The 13,381-nt window shown below is 34.2% G+C and carries 7 protein-coding genes; 3 read left to right on the forward strand and 4 right to left on the reverse strand.

Features of this window, described 5'->3' with window-relative positions; all coding sequences use genetic code 11:
• The first annotated feature begins 34 nt into the window (after window positions 1-34).
• A complete protein-coding gene (locus RINTHH_RS07875) occupies window positions 35-253 on the forward strand; it encodes a DUF4327 family protein (RefSeq protein WP_044258237.1) in 219 nt (72 codons plus the stop codon).
• Between the two features lie 75 nt (window positions 254-328).
• Here RINTHH_RS07875 and RINTHH_RS07880 read toward each other — a convergent pair whose 3' ends face one another.
• The 4 genes from RINTHH_RS07880 to RINTHH_RS07895 all read right to left on the reverse strand — a co-directional run bounded on the left by RINTHH_RS07880 (window position 329) and on the right by RINTHH_RS07895 (window position 8,030).
• Window positions 329-1,534, reverse strand: a complete 1,206-nt coding sequence (locus RINTHH_RS07880; RefSeq protein WP_008235106.1) for a protein kinase domain-containing protein — start codon at window positions 1,532-1,534, stop codon at window positions 329-331.
• A gap of 38 nt (window positions 1,535-1,572) precedes the next feature.
• A complete protein-coding gene (locus RINTHH_RS07885; protein WP_008235107.1) occupies window positions 1,573-3,543 on the reverse strand; it encodes a serine/threonine phosphatase in 1,971 nt (656 codons plus the stop codon).
• Window positions 3,544-4,657: 1,114 nt separating this feature from the next.
• Window positions 4,658-5,194, reverse strand: a complete 537-nt coding sequence (locus RINTHH_RS07890; protein ID WP_008235109.1) for a GIY-YIG nuclease family protein — start codon at window positions 5,192-5,194, stop codon at window positions 4,658-4,660.
• 307 nt (window positions 5,195-5,501) lie between these two features.
• The gene (locus tag RINTHH_RS07895; RefSeq protein WP_008235110.1) at window positions 5,502-8,030 is read right to left on the reverse strand and encodes a mannose-1-phosphate guanyltransferase; all 2,529 of its coding nucleotides are present in this window, start codon (window positions 8,028-8,030) and stop codon (window positions 5,502-5,504) included.
• Window positions 8,031-8,879: 849 nt separating this feature from the next.
• On the opposite strand from RINTHH_RS07895, the gene RINTHH_RS07900 reads away from it, so the two are divergent.
• Both RINTHH_RS07900 and ilvA read left to right on the forward strand, forming a co-directional pair.
• Window positions 8,880-9,524, forward strand: coding sequence for a PAP/fibrillin family protein (locus RINTHH_RS07900; RefSeq protein WP_008235112.1), 645 nt, complete (start codon window positions 8,880-8,882; stop codon window positions 9,522-9,524).
• A gap of 508 nt (window positions 9,525-10,032) precedes the next feature.
• Complete coding sequence (gene ilvA, locus RINTHH_RS07905; RefSeq protein WP_008235114.1) at window positions 10,033-11,544, forward strand: threonine ammonia-lyase, biosynthetic; 1,512 nt, start codon at window positions 10,033-10,035, stop codon at window positions 11,542-11,544.
• Window positions 11,545-13,381: the final 1,837 nt, after the last annotated feature.

Genomic DNA, 13,381 nt, shown 5'->3' on the forward strand with positions numbered 1-13,381 from the left:
TTTGCCAAATGAAATTAACAATTAAGTTTAAGTTATGACTCAGCAAGTGATTCACCTCATGGTTAAATTGCAGCGTAGTGTGCAGTCGCTTTTGGAATCTGACATTATCAAGCCTACTGATAGCATCTGGAAAATTGCCTTACTCTATGGTGATGAATGGCAGTACTGGAAACAGGAGCTTTTAGAGTTCGGCTTCACTATGCAAGATCCAATTAGTGAATTATTGTCTGTTGAAGCCTGGGACGAAGAATAAAATGGAGATTGCAAGGAATAGATAGCAGTGATAGGGGAGAATAATTTCTTCTCCGCTAGAAATTGGGTAACTTAGTTAATGATTTAGTGCAAATAGAGCACTAGCTAATTCTCTTGCTGTTTGATAACGGTCACATGGTAGTGGTTCTGTAACCTCACCAATGACTTTACGTAATTCGGGTGTGATAGTTGTTATATTCTCTATATGGAAGCGAAAGTCTCTCCCCTGCAATCGGTAAAACTTAAAAGGGTTCTCTCCTGTGAGTAAAAATATTAGGGTTGGCCCAATAGCGTATAAATCTGATTGGGTTAGTGGCTGACCTCTCTCCTGTTCTGGTGCACAGTAACCCTCAGCACCAATACGTGTCCCGAAAGTAGTACCAATTTCCTTAACCGCACCAAAATCCAGTACCACAATTTGATTATCATAACTGCGCACCATCAAATTAGCAGGTTTAATATCTCTGTGAATTAGTGGTGGGTGTTGGCTGTGAAGATAGTCCAAGATATCACAAGTCTGAATCATCCAAGTGATAGCTTGCTGTGGTGATATTGGTCCTTTCAAGTGGACTAACTTTTCCAAGTCTTGTCCATGTACTAACTCCATTGCCAAATATTTTTTACCACTTTCCACAAAGAAATCATAATATTTAGGAATGCCAGGATGGTGTAGAGACTTAAGTGTATTTGCCTCCCGTTCAAATAACTCCCTCGCCTTAGCAACCTTTACCATATCAGCATTCATCTGTTTTAAAACTAATAACTGGGGCTTTGAAGTAATTGTCCTCTTACCATCCCAGGCCAAATAGGTTGTACCCATACCACCCTTACCCAAAGCTCGTAAAATTCGATAATTGAGGATAGTTGTTGCTACTGATAGTGGTTGACCACAATGGATACAAAATAAGTTTTCTGGTGGGTTACCTTCGTGAGTACAGTTTGAAGAAATAATATTAGTATTTTGGTTCATTATCTGATGCTGTATTTGAAATTGCAGCACTGGGCCGCCCTTTGCTAGTTGTAAAAGGGAATTATCTAGCAAGGGACTTTGATGAATCAAAACACCATTTAAAAAAGTACCATTAGTACCATGATTTAACACTTGCCAATTATTACTATTAGCATCACGCCGAATTTCTAGATGATAGCGAGAAACCAAATTATCGGTTAGCACAACATCATTATCCGTAGAACGACCAACCCGAATTACGGATTCGCTCTCAAAGCACCAATTTTGTAAAGGCACTTGTTTCTGTAATTCTAGCAAGGTCAAACTTACCACAATTAAGTAATCTAAAATAAAAGAATAAAAAAAATTGGTTAAGATTGGTTTCTTCTGACCAGGCGAACTTTTGCCCGGACTAAAACCGCCGTAATATTATCATGACCATTATATTGATTCGCCAAATCAATTAAGTTTTTAACACCAATATCTAAATTGGCATTGGAAGTTAACAAAGGAAATAGGTGAGTTTCCCAATGTTTTACCAGTACATCATTGTCTGAAAGCCCATCAGAAACTAAAATAAACAGCGTATCCTCATTGATTTCCAAAAATTTTATGTCAGGGGTAATAGAAGTACTATCTCGAGGACCAATTGCTTGTGTGAGTTGGTAAGCATCAGGGCGAGCATAGGCAATATCTGGTTCGACACCTCTGGAAATTTCCCGTTGACCAACTTCATGATCTACTGTTATTTGTTCTAGTCCTTGCCTACGAGTTAGACGATATAGGCGGCTATCTCCCACATGTGCTACACCTACCTTATTATCCTGGATTATAAGTAAAACTAAAGTTGTGCCCATACGATCTACACCGCAACGAGCATCATTCTGATTTACATCATAAATTGTTTGATTGGCAGTTATTACTCCCTGGTAAATCACTTCTCTACTAGGTATTTTTTTCTCAGTCCAATGAAATTGAAAATAATCTTTCAGAGTATTAACTGCTAAATTACTTGCAACTTCCCCACTAGAATGTCCCCCCATACCATCGCACAATATATACAACCCCCGGGCAGCTATAGTTCTACTGGTAGGCAATTCAACTTTACTTATTTGGGTTTCAATGCCAAAGCAATCTTCGTTGTGAGTTCTTTGTTTGCCTGCATTGGTATAGCCAGCATCATCAAGATTACTTAACTCTATTGGTGTGGTAATAGTTGCTAAATCTTCATATATAGCATTTGCAATAGTCCTTGTATCATTGTTTTTATCTTGTTGGAGAACTGTAACTGTTTCAGTAGTAATTGACTCACTATGAATTAAATTTTCCTCTATTATGTTTTGTCCAGCAAATTCTGATGTATTTTCCCGTAACTTTTGAGAAAGATCTGCCAAGCGAGACTGTATATCCCTAATTGTGCCAATTTTTCCTTGTTCTAAATCTGCCAATAAATCAAATATTGAAGAAAATTTAGTTTGCTGAGATTTCCTAAATAGATTTTGCCATAGTTCTCCTAAATCCTGAATGCTTGGAGTCTTATTTAATTCTTGACGATTAAATTCTTTTGTAGACTTTTTTCTACCTATATATAAACGCTGTAATGATAAGAATTTATCTTCATCCAAGAAAAAATTAGACAACTCTAAGAGACTATAACAAGCATTCAAAGGTGCTAACTTCTCCCAGAATATAGTCATTTGATAGAAATACTCCAATCTCTGCAATGAAGTTGTACTATCTTCCTGCCAAAATGTCAGTAAGGACTGCCAATGAGAACGGTATTGCAGTAGTATTACCTGTATACCATCCTGTTGCCAAGCATCATGAATTTTAGGAGTACCCCTGTAGTTTTGAGATTGCATAGCAATATATGCCTGGGCCAGAGGGGGTATACCTTCTCTATCAATCATAGATGATGGAGACAAGTTTTGGGCTTGGTTAGTGATAATTGCTTGTAAGGGCGTAATTTGATTGGGTTGACAGTCTAATACTCGAATGTGTATACCCTCAGGGTTAGATATTTCATCCAAAGGAGGTAGTGGTTCTAATAATTGATAACGTTTTTGGGAATCCAGATAGTGGCAGATCATAGAAGAATGATCAACTTTTGTCGTTCTCAATTCCAAAGATACTCCTACTAAGTCTTGTTGTAAGTCATTTTTAGTAATCAATGCTATTCGGACAGCACCACAAACTGCCCCACACTCATGACACTTTTCAACATTATTAGCAATATTAGTGCCACATTCACAACATAATCTTTGACTTAGTAATGAGCCGCAGTTTTGACAGAATTTATGATTGCTGGGATTTTCAAATTGACACTCATGGCAAATTAGCATTATGGAAATTCCTTAATTCCCGCTCCAAGGTGCTTAATATAACTTACTTTCCACACACTGATAGGAATAATAACTTCAATTATATACAATCGTTACTAGCGTCATTTATTGTCTATGGCAACTAAAAGTTTCAAAGAGATTTATTAAGTCAAATATTCTCCACTCCAACACAACAAAAGTTAAAGGTGGAGTAAATAATTAAGTACTGGCAAACTATTGTTCAATTCATTTATAAACCACCTATATATTAGATTCTCTGCCTATTATCAAATCTCTTTCACCGCTAATGAAACAAGTTCACTCGAGAATACCAAATTTATTTTGGTCTCTCTGATTATTTAAACTCTAGCAACATAACACTTATTTACTTGCTAAGCCTATCATTTGGAATTAAAGACAAGACAATCATTAAGCAAGTCGAATTACCTTGAATAGCCATAGAAATGTGACTTCCTAAATATTCTAATATTTTTTACTAGTACTAGATTAAGTCCAGAACAAACCTGCTCCTAAGGATTGTTCCTTAGAATACAATATAAGTTATCAAAGATTTTTGAGAATTATGTAGAGAGTATTTGTATTCCAAAATTTTCGAATTGGAATTATATATTGTCTAATCGTATTTGGGTTATAACTGTAACATCAATTCTACTAATGGGGATAAATTTACAGTTCTTTGTTAGTAATTCTACAATTACCTACTCTAAGCCAAGTGGATCACTGATTCAAACTAGGCAAATTAGTTCCTATGTTTAATAGTGGGGAGTTTGCAATAATTGTACTACTTTATCGAACTACTGTATTAAGTTAAGCTCTTAGAGCATAATAATGGAGATGTTATTAAAATAAGTTGTTATATTTCTATATTATATTGATTTTGGTGAAAGTATTATTAATACAATCAAAGCAAATTAAGTCTAGGAAAACCAACAATTATTAGTTAATAGATCTAAACAAAAAATCCCAATAAAATTGCAATTTTTTTCTGGGTAGTAGCAAGTGTAATTATTATTTTTAATAATAAAAATGTATATATAAAGTATTCAAACAAAATTTTAAGTCATCTATCAAACTAATAACTCAGGGTAAAGCTTTTAATCAAAAGTGAAAATTCTTATTTCAAATCTAATAAACCTGATTCTTTTAATTTTGGATGGAAACGAATCTGCATTTTCAGCCCTCGGTTTTCCAGTATTTGCAAAATTTCCGCTTCAACTCGTCGGGCTACATCTTTTATTATTTTTATTTTTGTAATTTCATCATTCATATGATTACTATAGTTTTCTTTCTCTTCAGGAGTGAATAACATTTGAACATCTATGGGATGAGTCCATATTTGCTTATTTTCTCTATTACCCATAGGTATAGCTTTATTTTCATCAATCCATGCCTGTTGAATTTGTTCTAAAAATCTACGACTAGGATGTTCAATAGTTTGTGCTTTTACCCAATAGCATAATTGTGGCTGGCGAACTAAATGCTGTTTTAGACTTGTGTATATATTACGAGAATTTCCTATAAATTGAAGATTTTTTCCCCTATCAAAAATTGCATACACTCCGATTTTACCCTGTAAAATCTCAGGCAATTCGCCATTTTGGTTTATATATGAAATATATTCTATATCAGCTAATTTTTGCTCTTGAGTCATTTTATGTAGCACTTTCCAAAAAATATTTTAATAAAGATAAAGAATGTGAAAAAAATTATGGACTACTTTATATATTAATTATCCCCCTAGTAGACTTATGAATCAGATCTTATGAAAACATTAAGAATCTAACATTAATATAATTATTAATTGGGAAATTTTAGAGATAGAATTTAAACAAGATTACATTCCTTAAATGATGCATTAGTTTTTAAACCTTAAATTTGTGTATATCGTAATTTTTATAGATTGGCATAATATATTTTGCCGGAGAACTCATGGTATTTATCTATTCTATAAGTTTTAGTCAAATCTCAGCCATATATTGTTCTTGCTCTTTAAGTATAAAAGCTTGTACCCATTGACGATAGTCTTTTAGGGATTCTTCTACCCAATAGCGATCACTACTACTAGCATACAAATTTACTATTGGTTCACTGGCATCTGGTAATACTAACACCCAATTATCACTATAGGGCTGGTATATTTTTACTCCATCTATTAAACTCAGATTTTCAGTGGGGTGTGTATCTACGAGATAACGCATTAATGAACCTTTAACTCTCCAAGGACAACGAATAGAGAGGTTTTGATAGATTACACAGGGTAATTCTGAACGTACAGAAACCAATGAGCGCTCCTGAATTGTAAGCATTTCAATTAATTTGGCAATGCAGAACATTGAGTCGAATCCTGGGTGTAGTTGAGGAAATATGAAACCTGTTTCTCCACTTCCCCCCAACACGACATTGGAATTTGTCAGACAGGCCTCCATTAAGTCTGTGGGGTTGACTTTAGTGCGAGTAACTTTGGCATCATGTCGACGGGCTATTTGTTCTACTGCGCTACTTGCATGTACAGGAACAACTACTGAGCTTCGTGGGTGGGATGTGAGCATTAAATCTATCATAAGGGCTGTCAACATTTCTCCACGAATTGGCATTCCTAACTCATCTACCAAAATTAATTGTTCTCCATTTGCTGATACCTGTACCCCAAATGTGGCTTTTACTGCTTCTACCACACGACCTAATTGATTTAACAAGTCTTCCCTTTCTAGAGTGGATACAAAGTTTTTATTCAAACTTGCATTGAGCACAACTACATCCGCCCCAAACTTGTCTAACATTTGGGGTAAGACTGCTCCTGAAACGGCATAGACATAATCAATTACTACCTTAGCGCGACTATTGCGAATAGTATCTATTTGTAGTAGCTGCTCAAAAGCAGAACAATAGGCATCAACTACCTGGTTAGGATATGCAACATCACCTATTTCCTGTACTTGTGATCGCCGCATATCCTCCTTAAAGTAAGCTCCCTCAATTTTCTTTTCTTGAGCTTGAGGAATCTTAATTCCCTGACCATCTATAAACTCAATTAAGATGCAATCTGGTCGATATGGATGAGCTCTGACGTGGATACCTCCAGTAATCCCCATTATTGGGATAACAGTACGAGCTATGGGAATTGCTGTGGCATCGAGATTTTGCACCCCCACCCCCACAGACATTAAGCCTGCAATGAGTGAACGTGTTACCATACGGGAGACATTGCGCTCATCCCGCGATATGCTTACCTCAGAACCAGGCTTTAAAATAGAACCATAAGCAGAGCCAAGTTTCACCGCAAATTCTGGCGTGATGTCAATATTTGCTAATCCTTCTACCCCTCTTTGTCCAAATAAGTTTCGTTGGACTGTATGACCCCAAATTAAATTAATATTTAGCGTGGCACCAGACTCAATCTTTTTACTAGGCCATACTCGAACTCCTGTACTAATTTTTGCCTCCTCTCCCACAGTAGATAAGGAACCAATTACTGCAGCTTCTAGCACGCGGGCACGGCGACCAACCCGAGCCCCACAGGCAATTATACAGGCGCATAACTGAGCTTCATCTCCAATAATTGCCCCATTCCATATAATTGGCCGTTTTAGGTTGGCATCTGCACCTATAGTAACATTGTCACCAATTACTGTTCCTGCTTCGATCTTTACCCTCGCTCCAATACGGCAATTATCACCAATTAATACTGGAGCCTGAATATTATTGATATTCTCAATATGAGTATTTTGACCAACCCATACGCCAGGAGCAAGTTCCACATATGGAAAATTCAGTTTTACTTTTTTCTTTAAAGCATCATATTGGGCCTCACGATAAGCTTCTAAATGACCGACGTCACACCAATAACCTTCAGCAATGTAACCATACATTGGTTCTCCATTTTTCAGTAATAAAGGGAATAAATCCCTAGAAAAATCTGATTCTGTGTTTTCTGGTAAATATTCCAATATCTCTGGTTCAAGAATATATGTTCCTGTATTGACAGTGTCAGAGAAAATTTCACTGGTGGAAGGCTTTTCCAAAAAACGGACAATCTTTTGCTCATCATTGGTAATTACTACACCAAACTCCAAAGGATTGTTAACCCGGTTTAATATTAAAGTCGCTTTGGATTTTTTTTGTTTATGAAAAATGATTGCTGCTGTTAAATCAAAGTCTGCAATACTATCACCACTAATAACTAAAAATGTCTCACTTAAGAGCTCCGCAGTATTCTTTACACACCCCGCTGTACCCAGGGGTTCTTCGTCCTCTACATAATATGTTATCTGTATACCAAAATCTTTTCCATCCTGAAAATAGTCCCGTAAAGCATCGGGCAAATAATGTAATGCTGCTACAATTTCTGTAATTTGGTGATGTTTGAGAAGATTAATAATATGCTCTGCGATCGGTAAATTGAGGATAGGCACCATCGGTTTTGGTAGATTGCAAGTAAGTGGACGCAGTCGGGTACCTGAACCTCCGGCCATCAATATAGCACGCATAAATCCTCCTCACGTCATTACTTAACAGTTAAATTTCCTAATTAAAGATGCTTGAACAAGCCTACTAAAATAAAGCCACGTAAACTGTCTACCTATTTATTCCAGAGTATTACATTTGATTTTGTGCAAATAACTCTCTATTTTAACCAGCCATGTTCTAATAGTAAAAATGAGGGTTAAACCTGCCATTGTAGATCTTCCAAGTACCACACACAGTGAGTCCTGCTGAACACGTAAATTAGTTGCCATATCACCTAGTTGCTATATTACCGCTAGGAAAATATTTATACTTTCTCAGAAGATTTGTCTAGATGTGGGTATTTTTATAGTTTTTGCTACCTCAAAGGAGATATGCTCAAAAATTATGAAGTTTGGAAGAGTATGTACTCACAATTATGATTTTTAGAAGATTGCAGCTTTGTAAGATTTATCTATAGCATTTTATTTCTCCTTATTTTGCAATAGATGACCATCTTTAACCATTCCTTACTCTCAAATGGCTAATAATTTAATTCTTTTCTAAGGTATACCATCTGAATGCTCTACACGGAAATTTAAAACAATATGTAATTCTCATCAATTTTTGAGAAAGTGAAAATTTCGAATACCCTATTTGAAATAAATTAATTTGTACTTTATCCAATTTTTGATTAGGAAATTATCCATACATTGGGTTTGGCTAATTGTTGCTGTGTTAGTTTCCTGTTGAAAGCAACTTTTTTTCTGGTCTATACTCTTAAGTCTGATAATATCCAAAATGCACTAAAATACATTTTGACGAAGGTTTTTTACTTCCTACAATTAAGGATATAGAGGCAGTCAGGACTTTACAAGGAAAGAAGTATAATTTTGTACTACCTAACAGTTAAAGAAAAACTACAAGCAACCCTCAAGAAAATTCAAATCAACAGAGGTGGCTTTCCAGTGACCAACTTGAAATTAGCTTCCAGCTTGGAAGCAGAAGTTGAGCAAATTGCTGGAGAATTAGAAGGTTTAAACCCTAACATATATCCACTAGTACATGCCCTCCAATTGCTACAAGGAAGTTGGTCCTTACTATACTCTAATGCCAGAGAAATACGTTCTTTAGATTCACTGCCATTAGGGTTAAGAGTGAGTCAAATTTATCAAGTAATCGATGTTGGCAGTAAATCTTTCTTTAACCTAGCTTTTATTAAGCATCCCTGGGGAGTGATTTCAGGCTACGTAAAAGTAACAGCAACCTTTGAGGCTATCAAGACTAATGGGGCAATGTTACCAGATAAAAGAATCAATGTTTACTTTGATAAACGTTTTTTATCCATTCAAACAATTGTGGGTATTTACACTCCTCAGCTCGATCCATTTCAGGTTTTTCAAGTTAGTAGCTCTTATAATGAAACTCCCTGCTTAGATATTACCTATTTAGATGAAGACTTTCGTATTGGAAGAGGTGGTAATGGCAGTTTGTTTATTTTAGCTAAGTCTGATGGCTTACCAGAGTTAAATTGTTGAATGTATATTGTGGAAGTAAAATCATCTTGTTTAAGATTTAGCACTTATAAGATAGTACATAAAATTAAGATAGTACATAAAATACATAAATATACATCAAAAAATATAACCATAAAATAAATAGGCTGAACATCATCTCCTTAATTCATCCGTAACTTTGACTAGTTCACGAATAAAATTAGATAATCTGATTAATTTTTCTATGAATTTAAACTGTAGACATAAATTTGTCTATTATTTTACATAATCTATAGATACGTATGATTTTTATTAAATACTTAATCCGAATTACATCAAAATAATCTTAAACCTGGAGTCAAATGATTAGCGAATTTCGTTGATTCTGTAGGGAATAATTTCTCATTTAGTATCAACAAAAAAATCCATGAGTAAACTATTATCCAGATACTCTATACTGGCGAATAATTAATCATCCTCACATCTCATACTAAGTCATAAATAAGGATAGAATTATCTTCCGCTCCTAATCTACCAATTTGTTGACACAATGTTTTGCGACTATCTGGTACAAATTTTAACTGCCCGTGTATATGATGTTGCCCAGGAAACTCCCTTGGAATATGCCCCTAGTCTTTCAAAACGCCTTAATAATAGGCTAATTCTGAAACGGGAAGATATGCAATCTGTATTTTCTTTTAAGTTACGTGGTGCTTATAACAAAATGGCACAGTTACCATCAAAAATCATCAAACAGGGAGTAATTGCCGCATCTGCTGGAAACCATGCACAAGGGGTAGCTTTGGGAGCCAGTCGTTTGGAGAGTCATGCAATTATTGTTATGCCTGTCACTACTCCCCTGGTAAAAGTAGATGCTGTAAAATCATTGGGGGGAGAGGTTGTATTATATGGGGATACCTATGATGATGCCTTTACTTACGCTCGTCAATTGCAAGTGGAAAAAGGCATGACTTTTGTACACCCCTTTGACGACCCTCTGGTAATTGCTGGGCAAGGAACAATTGGCATGGAGATTTTACGCCAATGTCAACAACCAATCCATGCAATATTTGTAGCCATTGGAGGAGGGGGATTAATTTCTGGTATTGCAGCTTATGTCAAGCGGTTGCGCCCAAGAATTAAAATTATTGGTGTTGAGCCTCTGGATGCTGATGCTATGAATCAGTCTCTAAGAGCAGGAAGACGAGTGAGATTATCTCAAGTAGGACTATTTGCCGATGGAGTAGCTGTTAGGGAAGTAGGGGAGGAAACATTCCGTTTATGTCAGAAGTATTTAGATGAAATTATCCTGGTAAATACAGATGATATATGTGCTGCAATTAAAGATGTATTTGAAGATACACGCTCCATTTTAGAACCTGCAGGGGCATTAGCAATTGCAGGAGCAAAGGCATATGTTGAAAGAGAAAAAATAAAGGATAAAACACTCCTGGCAGTTGCTTGTGGAGCAAATATGAATTTTGACCGCCTGCGTTTTGTTGCAGAACGTGCAGAATTAGGGGAACATCGAGAAGCTATATTTGCTGTATCTATTCCTGAAGGGCCAGGAAGTTTAAGAAAATTCTGCAAGTGTTTGGGTAAGCGAAATCTAACAGAGTTCAATTATCGTATTGCCGATGAAAAAAAAGCGCATATTTTTGTTGGGGTACAAACTCAAAACCGTGCTGATGCTTGCACAATGGTGAATATATTTGAAAGTTGCGGGTTTTCGACTCTGGATTTAACTGATGATGAATTAACAAAAATGCACCTGCGTTATATGGTAGGCGGACATTCTAGCCTAGCTAAAGATGAACAAATTTACCGTTTTGAGTTTCCCGAACGTCCTGGTGCGTTAATGCAGTTTTTTACCAAGATGAGTCCTAACTGGAATATTAGTCTTTTTCACTACCGCAACAATGGTTCTGACTACGGCAGGATTGTTTTAGGAATGCAGGTTAAACCTTGTGAAATAATAAAATGGCAACATTTTCTAGATTCCTTGGGTTATCCTTATTGGAATGAAAATACTAATCCAGCATATAAACTTTTCTTGGGATAAAATCTAATGAAATAGATATAGGGCATAGAACTATACATTAATTGTTTTGCCCTATAAACTTTTATGAATATAACTCTCCAAGCAGATCAGCATTATAATGCTTGCAGATTTAATAAATATACCAAAATATTTATTAAATCTTATTTATAGATAAGACTTCAAAAAAAAAGAAATGACAAAAATTTGGAGAGGATATATATAATAAAAATATTGACATATTGACTTGTTGACTTGTGTAAATTAGTTAGTAAAATAGCATAAATTAATCTAAAATTTGAGCATCCATTATAATAAAGCATCATCTATTTTTAATTTTTCAAAATAGATGATGCTTTTTGGACTGAATCACTTAGTTAATATCCTAATAATAAATATTATTAAATTGAACACATCAGTTAAAATTATTTCCATCTTTGTACGGAAATAATCTGAAATGTTTTTTAACCCACAGTACAACATGAAGGTAATTGTATAATTATAAATATTTCTAAAAAATTTAGTTAAATCTTAAGCCACTTAAACTCGGCAAAAATATAAAATAATTAAAGTGTATCTTAAAAGGTTCTATCGCTCTATAAATTTTGATATCTGAATTTCAAATCTTAAGTATTTTTGAGAATTTTTTTAAACCTTCAAATTTGCTCTAGAGTATATGAATAACATATTGATTAAAAGTTAGGAAGTATAAAGGTTTAAATTGAGGAATAAGCCTATAGAATGAAATTCTAGTTTCTAAAAATTAGTTATGCCTTTGAATAAAATTATGGTAGTAGAGAAAATCAAATATATTTTGTTTCCCTAGCAAAATGAAAGGAGTTTAGTAGATATACTTGAAGATATATGATATTAAATCAAATTTTTATCTGAGACATTACTATAATAAACATAGGACAATTACTGGCTCTCCACATTAATTCTTTAACTGCCAACAAATTTGAAAAAGTCATAAATTAGATCAATTTAAAAGGAGTTAAAGATATTCTATGAATATACTCTCATGACATTTTCAATAAATTTTTACCATATTTGATTTGGAATCCAAATTTTATGTAAGTCTTGTTTCGCCTCTTCATAGATAATATTGGCATAAATGCGGCGATAAAGATAAATAAATACCGAAACTCTTTTATTGGCTATACAGTAAACAAATACCTCTTTATTGATATTGAGCTCCATAATTTTGAAAAACCTCTTCACATCATCAATCAAAGAATTTTCCCAAGCAATAGGGATATGTATATATTCCGTACCTAATGTTTCAACAATTTGTTTTTGAGTAGCTAAATCATTGGAATACTAGGAAGTTGCTAAATTAATAATTAATTAGTAACCTGCCCTTTTAAACATGAATAAATCTTCCTTATCAGGTTGTCAAGAAGTAGCAATTGTATCTGAAATTTTCAGGTATTTGTAAATATTTTCAATGCAATTATAATACATTCTAATTATGAAGATAGATATTGATTTTAGTATTCATATATTTTTATATACCGATAAATAAGATATAAAAAACCTATGATTCATTTGCTTATGATACTGATATTTAATCTATATAATCAGAAGTATTTTATTTAGGTTAGCTTTGAAATAATTTGAATACTACTCATACTATATTATTCCATAATTGAGAAATTATATTTTAAACACAACAAATTGTCCTCGAACTTATATGAATTAAACAAAAAAATATATAAATTAAATAAATTACCAGCTATAAAAAGCAATTAATGCTACCAGTTAGTACATTTCTTAAGCACTATTAAAATACATTCTGTTACTTGATGTATAAATATTACTTATTTTGAATATTTGATTAGTTTTTTATTGTAGTAATTAT

Origin of the sequence: Richelia intracellularis HH01 (assembly GCF_000350105.1) — a bacterium.
Classification (GTDB): domain Bacteria; phylum Cyanobacteriota; class Cyanobacteriia; order Cyanobacteriales; family Nostocaceae; genus Richelia; species Richelia intracellularis.

What these genes read in the sequence shown, in the direction of transcription:
- RINTHH_RS07875 (WP_044258237.1), top strand. Translation starts at nt 35, where the DNA reads ATGACTCAGCAAGTGATTCACCTCATGGTTAAATTGCAGCGTAGTGTG.
- RINTHH_RS07885 (WP_008235107.1), bottom strand. Translation starts at nt 3,543, where the DNA reads ATGCTAATTTGCCATGAGTGTCAATTTGAAAATCCCAGCAATCATAAA.
- RINTHH_RS07890 (WP_008235109.1), bottom strand. Translation starts at nt 5,194, where the DNA reads ATGACTCAAGAGCAAAAATTAGCTGATATAGAATATATTTCATATATA.
- RINTHH_RS07895 (WP_008235110.1), bottom strand. Translation starts at nt 8,030, where the DNA reads ATGCGTGCTATATTGATGGCCGGAGGTTCAGGTACCCGACTGCGTCCA.
- ilvA (WP_008235114.1), top strand. Translation starts at nt 10,033, where the DNA reads ATGTTTTGCGACTATCTGGTACAAATTTTAACTGCCCGTGTATATGAT.